The 16288-nt window shown below is 34.3% G+C and carries 15 protein-coding genes; 6 read left to right on the plus strand and 9 right to left on the minus strand.

Annotated elements, in window-relative coordinates:
• Position 1: 1 nt before the first annotated feature.
• Both BBI01_RS04940 and BBI01_RS04945 read right to left on the minus strand, forming a co-directional pair.
• The gene (locus BBI01_RS04940) at positions 2 to 1321 is read right to left on the minus strand and encodes a PDZ domain-containing protein (protein ID WP_065393572.1); all 1320 of its coding nucleotides are present in this window, start codon (positions 1319 to 1321) and stop codon (positions 2 to 4) included.
• A 122-nt stretch (positions 1322 to 1443) separates the two neighbouring features.
• Positions 1444 to 2082, minus strand: coding sequence for an alpha/beta hydrolase (locus BBI01_RS04945; protein WP_065393573.1), 639 nt, complete (start codon positions 2080 to 2082; stop codon positions 1444 to 1446).
• 286 nt (positions 2083 to 2368) lie between these two features.
• On the opposite strand from BBI01_RS04945, the gene BBI01_RS04950 reads away from it, so the two are divergent.
• The gene (locus tag BBI01_RS04950; RefSeq protein ID WP_228393938.1) at positions 2369 to 2803 is read left to right on the plus strand and encodes a hypothetical protein; all 435 of its coding nucleotides are present in this window, start codon (positions 2369 to 2371) and stop codon (positions 2801 to 2803) included.
• 47 nt (positions 2804 to 2850) lie between these two features.
• On the opposite strand, the gene BBI01_RS04955 is transcribed toward BBI01_RS04950, so the two are convergent.
• Together BBI01_RS04955 and BBI01_RS04960 are read right to left on the minus strand one after the other, a co-directional pair.
• Positions 2851 to 3489 carry a response regulator gene (locus tag BBI01_RS04955; protein ID WP_065393575.1) on the minus strand — a complete coding sequence of 213 codons (639 nt, stop codon included), beginning with the start codon at positions 3487 to 3489 and terminating at the stop codon, positions 2851 to 2853.
• Complete coding sequence (locus BBI01_RS04960; protein WP_065393576.1) at positions 3479 to 5452, minus strand: ATP-binding protein; 1974 nt, start codon at positions 5450 to 5452, stop codon at positions 3479 to 3481. Before BBI01_RS04960 ends, BBI01_RS04955 begins: the two co-directional genes overlap by 11 nt.
• A gap of 201 nt (positions 5453 to 5653) precedes the next feature.
• Here BBI01_RS04960 and BBI01_RS04965 point away from each other — a divergent pair, with 201 nt between their 5' ends.
• The gene (locus BBI01_RS04965) at positions 5654 to 6073 is read left to right on the plus strand and encodes a hypothetical protein (RefSeq protein ID WP_065393577.1); all 420 of its coding nucleotides are present in this window, start codon (positions 5654 to 5656) and stop codon (positions 6071 to 6073) included.
• Positions 6074 to 6146: 73 nt separating this feature from the next.
• On the opposite strand, the gene tyrS is transcribed toward BBI01_RS04965, so the two are convergent.
• Positions 6147 to 7442, minus strand: coding sequence for a tyrosine--tRNA ligase (tyrS, locus tag BBI01_RS04970; RefSeq protein ID WP_065393578.1), 1296 nt, complete (start codon positions 7440 to 7442; stop codon positions 6147 to 6149).
• A 210-nt stretch (positions 7443 to 7652) separates the two neighbouring features.
• Between tyrS and BBI01_RS04975 the strand changes: the two genes are divergently transcribed.
• Both BBI01_RS04975 and lipA read left to right on the plus strand, forming a co-directional pair.
• Positions 7653 to 8213 carry an RNA polymerase sigma factor gene (locus tag BBI01_RS04975; protein ID WP_065393579.1) on the plus strand — a complete coding sequence of 187 codons (561 nt, stop codon included), beginning with the start codon at positions 7653 to 7655 and terminating at the stop codon, positions 8211 to 8213.
• A gap of 199 nt (positions 8214 to 8412) precedes the next feature.
• Positions 8413 to 9279 (plus strand): lipoyl synthase, encoded by an 867-nt coding sequence (gene lipA / locus BBI01_RS04980; RefSeq protein ID WP_065393580.1) that lies wholly within the window; start codon positions 8413 to 8415, stop codon positions 9277 to 9279.
• Positions 9280 to 9502: 223 nt separating this feature from the next.
• Here lipA and BBI01_RS04985 read toward each other — a convergent pair whose 3' ends face one another.
• Entirely contained in the window at positions 9503 to 10402 is a 900-nt protein-coding gene (locus BBI01_RS04985; protein WP_065393581.1) for an AraC family transcriptional regulator, read from the minus strand.
• A 179-nt stretch (positions 10403 to 10581) separates the two neighbouring features.
• Here BBI01_RS04985 and BBI01_RS04990 point away from each other — a divergent pair, with 179 nt between their 5' ends.
• Positions 10582 to 11784 carry an MFS transporter gene (locus tag BBI01_RS04990; protein ID WP_065393582.1) on the plus strand — a complete coding sequence of 401 codons (1203 nt, stop codon included), beginning with the start codon at positions 10582 to 10584 and terminating at the stop codon, positions 11782 to 11784.
• 108 nt (positions 11785 to 11892) lie between these two features.
• Here the strand turns inward: BBI01_RS04990 and BBI01_RS04995 are convergent, their stop codons facing one another.
• Positions 11893 to 12273 carry a SpoIIAA family protein gene (locus tag BBI01_RS04995; protein WP_065393583.1) on the minus strand — a complete coding sequence of 127 codons (381 nt, stop codon included), beginning with the start codon at positions 12271 to 12273 and terminating at the stop codon, positions 11893 to 11895.
• Between the two features lie 115 nt (positions 12274 to 12388).
• On the opposite strand from BBI01_RS04995, the gene BBI01_RS05000 reads away from it, so the two are divergent.
• Positions 12389 to 13594, plus strand: coding sequence for an NAD(P)/FAD-dependent oxidoreductase (locus tag BBI01_RS05000; RefSeq protein ID WP_065393584.1), 1206 nt, complete (start codon positions 12389 to 12391; stop codon positions 13592 to 13594).
• 67 nt (positions 13595 to 13661) lie between these two features.
• Here BBI01_RS05000 and BBI01_RS05005 read toward each other — a convergent pair whose 3' ends face one another.
• Together BBI01_RS05005 and BBI01_RS05010 are read right to left on the minus strand one after the other, a co-directional pair.
• Positions 13662 to 15263, minus strand: coding sequence for a DUF4139 domain-containing protein (locus tag BBI01_RS05005; protein ID WP_065393585.1), 1602 nt, complete (start codon positions 15261 to 15263; stop codon positions 13662 to 13664).
• A gap of 306 nt (positions 15264 to 15569) precedes the next feature.
• Entirely contained in the window at positions 15570 to 16244 is a 675-nt protein-coding gene (locus tag BBI01_RS05010) for an SIMPL domain-containing protein (RefSeq protein WP_065393586.1), read from the minus strand.
• Between the last annotated feature and the right edge of the window lie 44 nt (positions 16245 to 16288).

A 16288-nucleotide genomic window follows, 5' to 3' on the forward strand; every position in this document is an offset into this window, starting at 1 on the left:
GCTATTCTTGATAAGGTATTGGATCTTCCAGCGTAAAGCGAAAAGTAAGTTCCTGATCTTTTCTCTGAATGGTCATTGTGATGTTACGACCTTCATCAGATTTCATCACTTCTACAATTCTTTCCAAAGTCATATCCGAGGTTTTTTGTCCGTTGATGGTGATGACTTTGTCATCTTTTTTCAGTCCGGCTTCATAAGCGGGAGAATCTTTTCTTACACCGGCAATGGAAAACGTAGGCTTTAAGCTGAATTTATATTGAAAAGAATCTCTATATGCTTCATTTACGACTCCTGCATTTTTTTGAGTCTGGATATTAATTTTATCCTGTTTCCATTCCAGACCGTCTTGTCGGAAATCCAGCCCGCTCATATTGAAATGAAACGGATCATTGAAATACTTATTTTTTCTAAGATATAATTTTTTGTTCGGATAATCAAATATAACGGTAAAACGACGCATAATTTCTCCACCGATGGAACCTTTTCTGTTTTCTACTAAATTCACATGCTGAATAGAGTATTCATCGGGCATTGCTGTAAGTGGCTTATCAAATTTAAAATCGCCTAAATAAAAGTTGTGAATTCTACTTCTTTTTCCATAGATGTCACCATTGAACCCGCGACCCAGAAAATCTTCAATATTGGGTCTGTTATAGACAAAATTCTTAATAAGAGTAGGGAAGAGCCATATGGCATCGCTGTTTCCAAGATCAATAAGAAGCTTAGAATCTTTCTTTTCATGGGTCATCTCCACACCGGCATATACATAGGGCTTATCTTTTTCTATGGTGATGGGGAATTCCTTAAATTTTCTAAGTTTTCTTTTTAAGGGTTCAATATTCTCATATACTGTTATTTTTTTGGTAGCATAATCAATAGATATAGGATGATCTTTGAAAAAATGATAGCCTATGACGCCATTTACAGGGATTCCTACATGAGGAGAAATATTAAACTCTTCATCAATAATGATATAGAGAGACGTTGAAGTATTGACAAGAGATTCACCAATGCGTCCGATATTACGGTCAGATTTTAAGCCGTCAATACTTAAGCTTCCACCAAGTCCTGAAAATTTCATTTTTTCAACGTTGCTTAATGTAAGTTCTTTATTTTCAAGGCTAAAAAGGATGGTTTCCGCTACTCCGGTATCCAATAGAAAGGTCAGGTTAACGCCGTTTATGTTAACAGGAATGAAGATCAGATTGTTGATAAACTGAAAAGGGATGACTGCTTTTTTTGTATTGATCAGTTGAAGAGAGTTCTGGGCATGGATGAAAATGCCAATAAAAAATGTCAGTAAAAAAAGCTTAAGTTTCATTTACTGAATTTACTGAATTTATCTGTATTATACATAAAAAAACATTCCAAATACAGGAATGTTTATATAAACTACAGGGAAGTAGTGTTTTCTGTTGAATTTATTTTAAATTGAAATTATTCTTACTTAGAGAAAAACTCCATTAAATCCATATAATTTTTCTGATTGACACCATGCCCGCTCATATATTCTCTGAACGTGAAATAACAGCTAAGATCATAAAGCATATCCGCTGCTTTTCTTCCCCATTCAAGCGGAATGACAGCATCATCTGTACCGTGTGAAACGAAGAAACGAAGCTTTTCCAGTTTCTTTTTATCTTTTACAATACCATCCAGAATCTTTTCTTCAGGATAGGCGCTCAGGCATGCTACATAATTGAAAAGTTCAGGATATTTCAATGCTAATGCATAACATAAAATTCCTCCCTGGCTAAATCCACACAAATGAACCTTACTTTCACTAAGTCCATAATGATTAACTATTTTTAGAATGCTTTCCAATACAGAATTTAAAGACTCTTTAGCCTGAGGAACATCAATGAAATTCTCTGCATCATTGAAATTGATATCATACCATGAATATCCTTCAAACTGAGTATCTCGCGGAGCTCTAAAGCTGATGATAATCCAATCGCTTGGAAGTGTTTCCCTGAAGCTGAAAAGGTCCTGTTCATTGCTGCCGTAGCCGTGAAGCATAAAAAGTATAGGGGTAGTAGAGGTAATATTTTCCGGCTCTCTTACTATATAATCTAAATTCATACAGCAAATATAAATAATAAATTACATTGTAAATCTTATGTTTTTACTCTTAAAAATACATTGTGTTTGGAGTGGATTTTTTTCGGTTTTTTACCTTAAATGGATTACAAGCTATCTTATATTTAATAATTGATTACTTGAACTGTATTATTGGATTTTATATCTCTAATTTTATTTTTATCAAATTGATATTGTTTACAAATCTTTATTGGAAAATTTTCATAAAAGTTATTTTTATATTAATAAAAAACTTATATTTGAAACATTAAAAAATCTATTTGGAGAAATGAAGCAATTTTACAATTCAAAAAGTTTACTTAGACTTTCTTTTTTATTCGTTTTATTATTTTCGGCAATCACCGTTTTAAATTCCTGTAAAAAGGATGATGACGAGGAAGAGTTTCAGGATCATATGGTTCAATTTGAAGTGAAAACAACTTCGGGAGGAGAGATTATTACTGTTGTAACGCAGGTAGGAACTACTCAGAATACCATTCACAGCAATCCTACAGCTCCTTTAAACTCATCTTGGTCAAGTGGAGAAATTTGGGTTAATTCCAATCAGGCTCAGCTTAATCTGGATGCAAATGCTAAATTGCCTGACACGGATTCTGAATTAACCATTAATATTTGGATTGATGGAGAAATTGCAAAAACAGTTAAGAAAAAAGGTAAGGGGGTATTAGAAGCTTCTCTTGATTACAGCTTCTTAGAACCGTAAAATCTTTTCTACATAAAAATTAAAACCGCTCTCTGGAGCGGTTTTTTTTATTCTTCAATCATATGAAACTGTATAGCCTGGTTGACCAATTCCGTAGAGTTTTTTGCCTGAAACTTCTGCAGAAGATTCTTCCGGTGAGTATCTACAGTAAGAGGGCTCAAAAATAGCTCTTCAGCAATCACATTACTTGTTTTTCCTTTAGCTACCAGTTGAAGGATTTGTTTCTCTCTTTTAGTAAGTCTGGGAATAGGAACGTCATTCTGAGAGGGACGACTGATGATCTGCTTTGTCTCATTACAAAATACAATATCACCAGAAAGCGCTCCTTTGATGCAGACTACCAATTCATGTATCGATGTATTTTTAAGAAGATAACCGCTGGCTCCGTTTTGTATAGACTGCAAGATAATACTTCTTTCAGAACGGTTACTGAACATAATGATGGATGTTTCAGGCGAAATTTTTTTTATTTCTCTGCAAAGTTCTGTGCCATTAGCATCCGGTAAGGTAATATCAAGCAGAATAATGTTAACCTTATTGGACTGAATAAAACCAATAATCTCTGAGCCGGAAGTAAAAGTTTCCGGAATATTAAAGGCGGGCTGACTCATCAACATCATTTTTAATCCTTCAATAACGATAGGGTGATCATCTACAATAGCTATATTTATTTTTTCATTCTCCATCTATATTGAGTTCTATATTAATTGTGGTTCCTTGATTATCGGAGCTGATTTCCATGTTTCCTTTAAGATAGTCAACTCTGTTTTTTAAATTATGTAACCCCATACTTTTCGTCTTTTGCTCTGCATTGTGCACAAATCCTTTTCCATTGTCTTCTATGGTAATAAAGAAATTTTCTCCGGATTGGGAGCATTGTAGTAAAATATTACTGGCATTGGCGTGCTTTATAGCATTTGCTAATAATTCCTGTACAATTCTATAGATATTGAGTTGAATATTTATTGGCAGGTTCTTTTCTATATTGATAGCCTGAAAGTCAATTTCAATATCTTTTCTGTGATAAAACTCACAAAGATCATTCAAGGCTGTTTCCAGACCAAAATTAAGCAGAGACTCGGGCATAAGATTTCTTGCCACATGTCGAAGTTCACTTACAGAATTATCCAACTGTCCGAGAATCCTGTAAAATTCTTTATCCTTTTCCGTATCTAAATGGCTCGCAGACCATGTTGAGAAATTAATTTTTACTCCGGCAAGCATTCCACCCAAGCCATCATGAAGGTCTCTGGCGACACGCTCTCTTTCTCTTTCTTCTCCTTCAAGAATTGCTTTAGTTAAAGATAGTTCTTCTTTTTGCTTAATCTCATTGATCTTTTGTTCAGAGATTTTTTTGTTTTTTCTGAAGATGATCCATAAGAAGATTAAAAGACTTATAACCAATAATAATATAAGACTTAATCCCCATAAGTAAGAGTTTTTCTTGTTTACTTCCAGATCTTTTTGGTTCTTTTCAGCATTTAAAGTGGCTATTTTTCTTTCTTTTTCAGAAGCATTGTATTTGGATTCTATTTTATTGATTTCAAGCTTTACATTCTCTGTATTTAGGCTGTCATTAAGCTTAGAATATTTTTGCTCCCAAACTAGTGCTTCCTTAGGATTTCCCATTTCCTCATTCAGTGCTGAAAGCTGTTTGTAAAAGGTTTTCCTGTTTTTGAGATCTATGGCTAAAGATTTTTCTGCTAAAACATCTTCCAGTACTTTCTTAGCTTCCTCATACCTTTTCAGCTTTTTTAGGATGTCAAACTTATTGAAGTAAAACATCTGTGCCAGCATATTCTGATTGAATTTTTTGGTATAAAAGATCCCTTTATCAATCACCGGTAATGCATCCGAATTTTTTTGTCTAGTGATAAAATATAATGTTTTGCTATAGTAATAAAATGCGTTCACGGAGGAATCGGGGGATGGGCTGATTAATTTTTCCGCTTTATCCAAAAACTTTTTAGCATCATCTCCTCTTGCCTGGTAACAGAAGTTATTGGCAATATTCAGATAGGTGAAAAATAATTCAGATGACTTCGCATAATGTTTTTCCAGAATTTCTAAAGCTTTATGATTGTATTCCTCAGATTTTTTAAACTCTGCATTATACGTAAAGACTACAGCTAGTTGTGTGTATAAAAATCCAAGATTTCTGCTGTTCTTATATTTTCTTGCCAGTGGAATGCTCTTTTCAAGAATTGTTTTCACCAAAAAAGGGTAACCTTCTTTATCTTTCTGAGCAACTCCATAGCTGTACCATGCAGAAGCCTGTAGAAGATCAGATTCCTCATTTTTAAATTTTGATAATTCTTTGATCGCTTTCTGATAAAAACTTGCTGCTTTACCTTTACTTCTATCCAGATAATATTGCGCCTGGTAAAAGTCGTATTTAGCTGAAAGAAAAGAATTTCCGTTGATAAATGTTTTCCCGTTTTCCAGATATTTTTTGCTCAAAAGAGAATCAATATTCCTGTAATAGTTGGATAAAAGAAAAGAGGCATTTGCTTTTGAAGTATTTTGGGTAGTACTATTTAATACATTTTGTAAGCTGTCTAAATATGGTTTTTCATTAAGCGGAATGATTTGCTGTGATTGTACACTAAAAGACAGTAATATGCTTAGCACGATGAATAATCTCTTCATTGGGGCTTTATTCTATAAAATATATTTTTTAAAACGTTCAATTTAATTAAATATTTCAGCATAAAAAATACCAGAATTTAGGTAGAAAAAAATACTCATTTTTCAGGATTGATAAAGTTTAATTACTCCAATAGCTTTGCAGATACGAATCACTAATCATAGAATATCAAATAAAGTAACTAAAATTTAAACAAAAAGATTATGAAAAAAACGAGAATGAATCAGCTGTTAAGAGGTACATTCGTCGTATTACTGGCGACAATGTTAATGGGATTTGTAGCTTCTTGTAGTAAAGATGATGACGATAATAATGTATATGGAGCGGGGGCTACTCATAAAATAGTTTTTAAGGCAATAGCATCTTCAGGATGTAATATCGATGTAGCTTCCTATGGAATTGACGGTAATCCTACAACGGCAACAAGCCTTAGCGGAACAACATGGTCAAGCCCGGAAGTAACTTCTGAAAAAGGAGCATATAACGCAACTGTAGCTGTGAACGCAATAGGAGTGGACGCTTCTTCAACACTAAAAGTACAAATCTGGGTAGATGGTGAACTTAAAAAAGAAGGAACTGCATCCGGACAATATTTAGCGGCTTCTGCAAGCTATACATTCTAAAAAAACTAATACTTTCAAAATAAAAACGGGCGCTGAGATTTATCTCAGCGCCCGTTTTTTATACGATATAAAATTAAATAACCTTTACAATGAAGTAGCTTTTCTTACCTTTTTGAAGTAATAAGAATTTACCGTCAATAAGATCAGTTTCATTAGCTGTGAAGATGTCATTTACTTTTTGCTTGTTCACAGAAATAGAGTTTCCTTTCATTTCTCTCTGTGCTTCACTCTTAGATTTAAGGAATCCCGATTTTTCAGAAAGAAGATCAACAATGCTCACGCCTAATACATCAGCTTTTGCAACTTCTTTTTGTGGAACTCCATCAAAAACTTCAAGGAAAGTTTCTTCATCAAGACTTACCAAATCTTCAGCAGTAGAACGCCCGAAAAGAATTTCAGAAGCTTTCAATGCTTTTTCATATTCTTCTCTTCCGTGTACCCAAACTGTAACTTCCTCAGCCAGTTTCTTCTGAAGTTTTCTTTCATGAGGAGCCGTTTTATGCTCTTCAATTAAAGCTTCAATTTCTTCTCTTCCAAGGAATGTGTAGAATTTGATGAATCTTTCAGCATCCTCGTCAGTAGCGTTCAGCCAGAATTGGTAGAATTTATAAGGAGAAGTTTTCTTTCTGTCTAACCAATAGTTTTCTCCACTTTCAGACTTCCCGAATTTAGAACCATCTGCTTTTGTAATCAAAGGAACCGTTAATGCAAACGCTTCACCCTGAGCTTTTCTACGGATCAATTCTGTTCCTGTAGTGATATTTCCCCACTGATCAGAACCTCCCATTTGAAGCTTCACATTATTATTTTGGTATAAATGAAGGAAATCATATCCCTGAATCAGCTGGTAAGTGAATTCTGTAAAACTCATCCCGTCTGCACCGCTTTCTCCTGAGAATCTTTTCTTTACAGAATCTTTAGCCATCATGTAATTAACAGTAATGTTCTTTCCTACATTTTTAGCAAAATCAAGGAAGGAAATATTTTTCATCCAGTCGTAATTGTTTACAAGCTCAGCTTTGTTAGGTTCGTTTCCTGAAAAATCAAGAAATCTTGAAAGCTGATTTTTTAGACAATCTACATAATGTAATAAGGTTTCCTCATCCAATAGATTTCTCTCTGCAGATTTTCCGGATGGGTCACCAATCATTCCTGTAGCTCCTCCAACCAAAGCAATTGGCTTATGACCATGCTGTTGGAAGTGTGCTAATATTTTTATCTGAATAAGACTTCCGATATGTAAAGAATCGGCAGTTGGATCAAAACCAATATATGCAGTTGTTACCTCTTTGTTCAGTTGTTCATCGGTTCCAGGCATCATATCAGCAAACAGACCACGCCATTTCAGTTCTTCTATAAAGGAATTCATTGATTTTTTACTTTAAAATTTTAAGTTGCAAAGATAGTAAATTCAGAAGTATTAAGGATAAAAAAGCAAAAAGGCAAAATACCAGGGAAGGTAAGTAACGCTAAACGTGAAAATGAATAGATCAACAACATAAAATATATTTACTTTCTTTGATTCTCAAGTTTCTTTACCTTTTGCTTTTTCACATCAAATACTCTATATTTGTTATTAATGAACGACGAACAGCTATTTCTGCTCATTCAAAAAGCCAAGGATAAGGACCAAAAGGCTCAGACTAAACTCATCAATATTTTTTGGGTGGATGTTTTCTCCTTTGTGATGAAAAAAGTAAGAGATGAAAACGATGCCGATGAAATTACCGTAAATGTTTTTTCTAAAGTTTTATCAAAGCTGGATATGTTCGATCCTCATTTTCAGTTTAAAACCTGGATTTTAACTATTGCACAGAATACAGTCATTGATTTCTGGAGAAAAAAAAGCCGTGAAAACGAAGATGCCGTTGAAAATCTTGATGAGGTTAAAAATCAATATGCAAAATCTCCTGAAGAACTTCTGATTTCGGAAGAGGAACAAAAGAAAATCATCAAAACGATAGAATCTCTGGATGCCAATTATCAGGATATTATCAAACTGAGATTTTTTGAAGAAAAAAGCATTAAAGAAATTGCTGAAGAATTGGGGATTTCCGTTGCCAATACAAAAGTACGTGTGATGCGTGCTAAAAAAGTTCTTGCAGAGTTATTAAAAGATAATGAATTCGAGGATAATTAACTATTTATTTTGATTGCCACGAATACACGGATAAAATAATTAAAACAGGATTTGTATTTATTCACTCTTATTTTTCCTAATGTTCAAGATTGTTGAGAGCTAAATTTTTTCAAACTTTATTTGAATTATCAATTTCATCAATTTCTCTGGTTGATGGTTTCCATTAAAAAATCCTTAACTTTGAACTTCAATTTTAGAAATGGAAAATTCAGTTCAAGACACTACCGTTCAAAAACCAAAGTGGATTCGTGTAAAACTTCCTACAGGAAAGAATTACAGAGAACTAAGAACCTTGGTTGATAAATATAAATTAAATACCATTTGCCAAAGCGGAAGCTGCCCGAATATGGGTGAATGCTGGGGAGAAGGTACGGCAACATTCATGATTTTAGGAAATATCTGTACGAGAAGCTGTGGTTTCTGCGGTGTAAAAACAGGTAAACCACTTGATGTAAACTGGGATGAACCTGAAAAAGTGGCACGTTCCATCAAATTAATGAAGATTAAGCATGCTGTTCTTACTTCAGTAGACCGTGATGACCTGAAAGATATGGGGTCTATTCTTTGGGCAGAAACAGTAAATGCAGTCAGAAGAATCTCTCCGGGAACAACAATGGAAACATTAATTCCGGACTTTCAAGGAATCACCAAACATATCGACAGATTGGTAGATGTAGCCCCGGAAGTGATCTCTCACAATATGGAAACTGTAAAACGTTTAACCAGAGAAGTGAGAATCCAGGCAAAATATGAAAGAAGCCTTGAGGTTTTGAGATATTTGAAAGAAGCCGGACAAAGAAGAACAAAAACTGGTGTAATGCTAGGGTTGGGCGAAACTAAAGATGAGGTTTTCCAAACAATTGAAGACATCAGAAACGCTAATGTAGATGTTATTACCCTTGGACAATACTTACAGCCTACAAAAAAACACCTTCCTGTGAAGAGATTTATCACTCCGGAAGAGTTTGATGAGTTAGGTGATTTTGCAAGAAGCTTAGGTTTCAGACACGTTGAAAGCTCACCTCTTGTAAGAAGTTCTTACCACGCAGAAAAACATATTCATTAATATAGACCGCTCAGTAATGGGCGGTTTTTTAATTAGAATATCAGCTAGGCTATAGGATAAAATAGATATTGTCTCAGATGTTGAGAATTTCTCAGGAAGGCTTCCATCATTCCCATCCTTCGGAGGGGTGGCAAAGATTCAAAGAATTTTTGACGGGGTGGTCTTATAACATAAATAATCACTATAAGTGGTCTTTAGCGAAAACCAAATCAACAAAACGGCATTACTTATTACAGGAAGACTCTCTTGTGATGGTACCAATTCGTCCATTGATTTCAATAGGCTTAAAATGCTTTTTCTTGAATTCCGATGGCGTTTCTCCCGTATGCTGCTTGAACAGCTTATTGAAATAAGACAGACTTTCAAAACCTACCTGAAAACAAACCTCTGTGACAGAAGAATCCTTTAGCAGAAATATTTTAGCCTGATTGATCCTGTAATTGTTCACAAAATCTGTAAATGTCATATTGGTTTGCTTTTTAAAATAACGACAGAAAGCAGGGGTACTTAAGCTGACGATTTGAGCAATTTCATTGACATTAGGTTTTTTATCATGATTTTCATGGATGTAATCGTAGATGGTTCCCATGCGGATTTTATCATTCAAAAACCATTTGATTCTTGTATCTTCTTTATTCAGTTCAGTTACTTCGGTGGAGTCAGCCAGAATCTGTAGGATTTCAATTAAACCCATCAGGGATTCAAAAGAGTTTTTCTCCTTAATGATCTGTAATTTTTCAACCACAATACTTTTTGTCTCTCCAAAGAAAGACAAGCCAAGGTAAGAGCGGTCTAAAAGATTTTTAATATTCTCAAATTCAGGAACGGGAAGAATGATATCCTGAAGAAAATTTTCCCGCATTTGAAGTACAAGCTGTTTACATTCTGTCTGTATACCGTAATCAAAATTAAGATGAGGAACATTTGCCCCAATTAATAGCAATTCACTGTCTGCAAAACCTGAAATATTTTTCCCGACGTGACGTATTCCATTCGAAGCTTCTACATAAACTAGCTCTATTTCAGGATGATAATGCCAGAAAAAGCAGTTTTTCAAAGAAGGAGCGAATAACTTGAATGATTTTCCCTTTTCGAACTCTATAATTTCTTTCTGGATTTTCATTTTGTTCTGTTTTGATTGTTTGTGAATTTAAAATTACATAAAAAGGTTAATATGGAGCAAATTTTTATCATTCAAAGAGAAGTGAAATCCAAACTTTCTTTCGAATTTTGCACTTTCAAAAATAATGATGGATAATCATTAATAATTTTAACAGTTAATTCAGATAAAAAGAATATACAATGAAGATTGATAAAAGAATAATACCGCTGGCAATTGGCGGATTGGGAATAGGAACCACGGAATTCACCGTGATGGGTCTGTTACCGGACATTGCAAAAACGTTAGAGATCAGTATTCCGCAGGCTGGGCATTTAATTTCAGCATATGCAATGGGAGTTGTTATTGGAGCGCCGCTTCTTATCGGATATTCAGTGAAATATCCACCTAAAAAAGTTTTGATTGCTTTTATGATCCTCTTTACTATTTTTAACGGACTTTCTGCAATTGCACCTAATTATGGAACAATGCTGGTGATCAGATTCATGTCCGGACTTCCTCACGGAGCATTTTTTGGAGTAGGAACAGTGGTTGCTGCTAAAATGGCTGGAAAAGGAAAAGAAGCATTTTATATATCGATGATGTTTACAGGGCTTACGGTCGCCAATCTGGTGATGGTTCCTTTGGTCACCTATATTGGACATACATTCCATTGGAGACTGTATTTTGCTATTGTGGCTTTAATTGGGATTTTTGCTTTACTATTTTTAAAACTATGGCTTCCTGCTACAGAGGCAAATCAAAATACTCATTTCCTGGAAGAATTGAAATTCCTTAAAAATAAACAGTCATGGCTGGTATTGGCAATTACGGCAATTGGATTTGGAGGACTTTTTACATGGTTGAGCTATATTACTCCTTTAATGACCGTAATTTCAGGAGTTCAGAGTAGCCAAATGGCATATGTAATGGTTCTTGCCGGAGCTGGAATGGTAGTCGGTAACCTTGCGGGAGGTGTTATTTCAGATAAATTAGGACCTGAGAAAACGTGTGCTTTACTGATCTTCTTAATGATGATTTCTTTAGGCGGAGTATTCTTACTTTCCGAACATCAGAATATCGCTTTTATACTGACATTTATGTGTGGGGCTCTATCTATGTCTATTGCTGCTCCTATTAATATCATGATGATGAAGGCGGCCCCGAGAAGTGAAATGATGGCTGCCGCTTTTATGCAGGCAGGATTTAATATAGCCAATGCAATGGGAGCTTTCTTTGGAGGAATTCCTTTGGAATATGGATTGCCATTCAATTACCCGTCATTGGTAGGAGTGGGAATGACTTTCATAGGATTTGTGATCAGTGTAAGGTATATTTTTTTATACGGATCAGGAACTTCTGAAGAGGAAGAATCTGTTACGGAATGTGTTTCCTGTGATAAATAAAAAGCTCATCAATGATTTTTCAGACTCAGAATATGTGTGGAAAACATAGAGTAAAAGAATAAAAAAGCCTGTTTCCAATAGAGAAACAGGCTTTTTATATTCATAGAATTATGCCTCTACTTCGTTGCCGTTTTTGCACCAGTATAAGGCATTGTATAAATTTTCTTTTGGGAAAGATTTAAACTCTCCCGGCATCAGTACACTAAAGATATCCGTAAAGTTCTGAACACCTTCTTTGTCTGTAACAATAGCTGCACGATTCCAATTGGCAAGGTTTTTTATTCCTAAAAGCAGGTCTTCTAACCATGCTCCTACAGTAAAATTATCCAGATCGGTATCCAAATACAGTAAGTAATTCAGCTCACCAAATTGGTCTACCTTCTCTTTCACACGCGGAATTACCAGCTTTTCAAAATCTTCTTTCGTCACTTCTCCGGTTGCATTAAATGCTGCAACATTTTCCGGAGCTTCTGGAATAATTGTTATCATAGTGAATATTTTATGGTGGTTGGAATTTAATAAAGCAACAATAATTACACCATAAAATCACCATAAATTGTTAAAATTGATACAATTATTGTTATTTTTAATGTAAAATATCAATATGGATCTAAAATCAAATGAACCCTTTTGGCTTTTAAAAAACGGACTGATAGCTACTTATCCTTCTTTAAAATCAGATGAAAAATGTGATGTTTTAATTATCGGCGGCGGAATTACCGGAAGTCTTATCGCCCACCAGATGATAGAAGATGGCTATGAAACAATCCTTATCGATAAACGAGAGCTTTGTAACGGAAGTACTTCTGCTACTACTTCAATGCTGCAATACGAAATAGATATTCCGCTTTACAAATTGATTGAAAAGATAGGTGAAAAGGGAGCTTTGGAAAGTTATAAAGCATGTTCCGAAGCTATTGATACGTTAGAAAAATTGACTGTGAAAATTCATTCTAATGCAGGATTTAAAAGAAAGAAATCTCTGTATTTTGCTTCTAAAAAGAAAGATGTTGACGGTTTGAAGAAAGAATATGACGCAAGAAAAAGCGCTGGATTTGAAGTGAATTGGTTAAATGCAGATCAGATATTTAAGAAATTCGGGTTTGAAAATACCTATGGGGGAATCTTATCAAAACAGGGAGCGAGTATTGATGCTTTTCAATTTGCCCATGAACTATTTAAGCATAATGTAAAGAAAGGATTAAAGATTTTTGACAAGACTGAAATGACAGAAGTGGAATATCATAAGGGTTTTAATATTGCAAAAGTAGACAGTGGCTTTCAAATTAAGGCTAAAAAAATAATTTACTGTATCGGCTATGAAAGTAAAAACTTATTGAAAGAGAACTTTGTGAATCTAAAAAGCACTTATGCTGTTGTTTCTGAGGTAGACAAAGACAAATTTAAAAATATCAATAGTACTTTGGTCTGGAATACGGATGATCCTTATCTCTACATGAGAACTACCGATGACGGAAGATTGCTGATCGGAGGTGGAGACGAAGATTTTTATGATGCCGGAAAACGAGATTCAATATTGAATAAAAAGGAAAACGAGATTTTAAAGAATTTAAAGAAAATAAAACCTGATTATCATTTTTACACGGATTTTATGTGGGCAGGAACTTTCGGTGAAACCAAAGACGGGCTTCCTTATATTGGTGAGCATAAGAAATTTAAAAACTCCTATTTTGTATTGGGATTCGGTGGAAACGGAATTACTTTTTCAATCACCGGAATGGAAATGTCTTCTATGTTTATGAAGAATAAAAAACATTTGTTGTCAAAATATTTTATGTTTGGAAGATAATCAAAACCTTTTTTTGATTGATTTGAAAGAAAAAACGATGACTAAAATATAGCCATCGTTTTATAATTTATCTGTTATAATATTGAACCTGCATCTCTTTCGGATACTTGATCTCATAAGAGAAACTTATCTTTTCAGAACCTCCGGAACTGATTTTCTTGTTCCAGAGAATACTTCCGGTCTTCTCATCAAAACTTCCATCTCCGATTTCCACTGCCTTCACTGAAATTTTAGAATTTTCACTGATGGGCAACTGGTCAAGAACTTCCAGATCAATGCTTTCTTTTGTATTGTTTCTTATACTGATCTGATAAGATTCATTTTCCCATTTGTTAGAACTCATCGGCTTTTGAGAAGTTTTATCTTCAAGCTTGATTCTTTTTACCGTAATTCTTTCATCTACACCCAGAGAGATAGGGAATTCGTCTTTTACATAATTGCTGGTAATATTGGTTTTTCCGATATAATTATCCTCAAAATAAATATTAGCTTCCCCATTGATAAGGTTGAGGTTTTGCCAGTTCTTTACAAATGCCATCAGGAAGACCTGATTGTTAACCTTTGGAACGGTGTGGTATTTATAAGTCGCATCAATCTGCTTTTTATCCAGAATTACATATTGTTCTTTTTCCTGACTTAAAATAGTCTGAGTGTAATTAAGTTCATAGATAACATTCATTTGACTGTCGGATACTGAAGCGATCGGAACCTGGCTTGGTTTTGCCGCGATGTCCTGTCTCATCTGATAGGCATTTACCATTGCAGAAGCCTTTTTTATTTGATAGTCTGCAACTTCCAACATTGGATTATGAGCCGTATACTCCGCAATATATAATGGTGAAAGAACAGGTCTGTTTTGATTATATGAAGGTCTGTAAGTAGAGACAAAAAGTTTTACATTTTTCCAATCTTGTCCGGTTTTCTGATAAATCTGCCCTTTATAAATCATTTCAAGAGGTTTCTTTACAGATTCTGCACGAAGGTCATAAGACGGTATCCATCCTGCATCGGAAACGATATAGCTTACCCCTAAATTCAAACTGGTGTCATTATCGGCAAGAATTTCAAGAAGAAGTTCCTTTCTGTTGGTGTTTTTATGGGTTTGTTCTTCTGTGGATTGCTTGTTTAGCTTTGTAATACTTTCATCCAGAACGCTTTTCTGTTCATTTAAAACAAATACCTGATTGTCAATTTCCAGCATTCTTTTTCTATAAAACTCTGTAAGTTTAATAAGCTGGTCTTGTGGAGTTGACTTATCATTGGGAGATACTTTTAAATTATCATTGATAATATTCTGTTCTCCCGTAAGATTTTTAATCTGAATATTCAGAAGGTTTACCTGTCTTTGAAGCTTTTTCTTCTCATTATCCAGTTTTTTTTCAGAATCGGAGAACTCATCATCTTTCAAGAAATTACTTTGTGGGGTAATGGAAAGAAGAGTAGTATTCTTTTCAAGATTTATTTTATAGGTGTTTTCATCCAGATTATTAGGAAGATTAACAATTCTTACTGTATTTTTTCCTTTTTGAAGACTGATATTTGTACTTCCGAAGACTTTTGCTCCCTGAAGAAATACAGTAGCCTGCTTTACTTCTATTTCCTTTTTAATTTCCTGTGCCTTTGTGAATACAGCCGAAATAATTGTTACTATTAAGAGATAGCGTTTCATCGTTTATTATTTTAAATTATGAAGTAAAATTATCTGTATTTAAGCCTAAAAAAGAGAAAACTTGGTGAACAGGAACTTTCACTTGGTAAGTGAGAAACTGCATGTTTTTTTGCTACGAATTCACGAATAAAATGAAATAACCTTAATATTTACCCTCATTTTCCTTATAGTTTATTTTTTAACCGCATAGGAACATAGCCAAATGGAGCAGAATAATTTTAACGCACTTAATCATAAAAACATTCGTGAATTCGTGGCAAAAAAAAGCCACCAAAAATCTGGCAGCTTCTCTTAAATCTGTTATTGTTAAAGGATTTCGTATCTCGTTTTGATGCTATACTTCAATTTAATATTTTCGATATTACCGAAAGAAAAATCTACAGAAGCATCTGCCATCTCCATTTGTATACTGTTGGCTCTGCTTTTATAAGCAACAGGCATCACCGTATCGCTGGTATAGTCTTCTATTTCTACAATTTCAAGAGGACTTCCTGTTTTTTTACCCATACTTTCCAATAGATAATCTGCTTTTTCTTTAGCTGCTTTTAGTGCATTGATTTTCACAACTTTTCTGAAGTCTGCAATCTTACTGTTTTTTACTTCTGAAACATTCAGGCTGGTTACCCATTTTTGATTCAGGTCTTCCATAACTTTGCTGAGGTTTGCTTTTGCATTGACTTTAAATTCATAGTTCTTGGAAAATTTAGCCGTTTTTGAATAAATATTCTGGTACATCGATTTGAATTTAATGTCTTCGTTTTTCACTCCGGCATTTTTTAAGATCTCAAACATCTTCTTTTCATTGTCTGCAAGATCATTTTTGTTATCTGCTTTTATCCCGATGCTGAAGATAATTTCATCTGGTTCTACTTCCATTTCTGCAACTCCTGTTACTTCAATTGCGTTTTTCTTTACTTCCTGGGCATTTACAAAACTTCCCAGCGTTAAAATTCCGATTAATAAAAAATGTTTCAATTTCATAATTTTCTGTTTTTACGTTTAAATTCTGATGTAAAATTAGTAAG

The sequence above is a fragment of the Chryseobacterium artocarpi genome (assembly GCF_001684975.1).
In the GTDB taxonomy this organism is placed as follows: Bacteria; Bacteroidota; Bacteroidia; order Flavobacteriales; family Weeksellaceae; genus Chryseobacterium; species Chryseobacterium artocarpi.

Excerpts from the sequence above, each read along its gene's own strand:
- BBI01_RS04955 (WP_065393575.1), bottom strand. The coding sequence starts at position 3,489 with ATGGAGAATGAAAAAATAAATATAGCTATTGTAGATGATCACCCTATC.
- BBI01_RS04990 (WP_065393582.1), top strand. The coding sequence starts at position 10,582 with ATGAAGATTGATAAAAGAATAATACCGCTGGCAATTGGCGGATTGGGA.
- lipA (WP_065393580.1), top strand. The coding sequence starts at position 8,413 with ATGGAAAATTCAGTTCAAGACACTACCGTTCAAAAACCAAAGTGGATT.
- BBI01_RS05010 (WP_065393586.1), bottom strand. The coding sequence starts at position 16,244 with ATGAAATTGAAACATTTTTTATTAATCGGAATTTTAACGCTGGGAAGT.
- BBI01_RS04975 (WP_065393579.1), top strand. The coding sequence starts at position 7,653 with ATGAACGACGAACAGCTATTTCTGCTCATTCAAAAAGCCAAGGATAAG.
- BBI01_RS04945 (WP_065393573.1), bottom strand. The coding sequence starts at position 2,082 with ATGAATTTAGATTATATAGTAAGAGAGCCGGAAAATATTACCTCTACT.
- BBI01_RS05000 (WP_065393584.1), top strand. The coding sequence starts at position 12,389 with ATGGATCTAAAATCAAATGAACCCTTTTGGCTTTTAAAAAACGGACTG.
- BBI01_RS05005 (WP_065393585.1), bottom strand. The coding sequence starts at position 15,263 with ATGAAACGCTATCTCTTAATAGTAACAATTATTTCGGCTGTATTCACA.
- BBI01_RS04940 (WP_065393572.1), bottom strand. The coding sequence starts at position 1,321 with ATGAAACTTAAGCTTTTTTTACTGACATTTTTTATTGGCATTTTCATC.
- BBI01_RS04950 (WP_228393938.1), top strand. The coding sequence starts at position 2,369 with ATGAAGCAATTTTACAATTCAAAAAGTTTACTTAGACTTTCTTTTTTA.
- BBI01_RS04985 (WP_065393581.1), bottom strand. The coding sequence starts at position 10,402 with ATGAAAATCCAGAAAGAAATTATAGAGTTCGAAAAGGGAAAATCATTC.
- tyrS (WP_065393578.1), bottom strand. The coding sequence starts at position 7,442 with ATGAATTCCTTTATAGAAGAACTGAAATGGCGTGGTCTGTTTGCTGAT.
- BBI01_RS04960 (WP_065393576.1), bottom strand. The coding sequence starts at position 5,452 with ATGAAGAGATTATTCATCGTGCTAAGCATATTACTGTCTTTTAGTGTA.
- BBI01_RS04965 (WP_065393577.1), top strand. The coding sequence starts at position 5,654 with ATGAAAAAAACGAGAATGAATCAGCTGTTAAGAGGTACATTCGTCGTA.
- BBI01_RS04995 (WP_065393583.1), bottom strand. The coding sequence starts at position 12,273 with ATGATAACAATTATTCCAGAAGCTCCGGAAAATGTTGCAGCATTTAAT.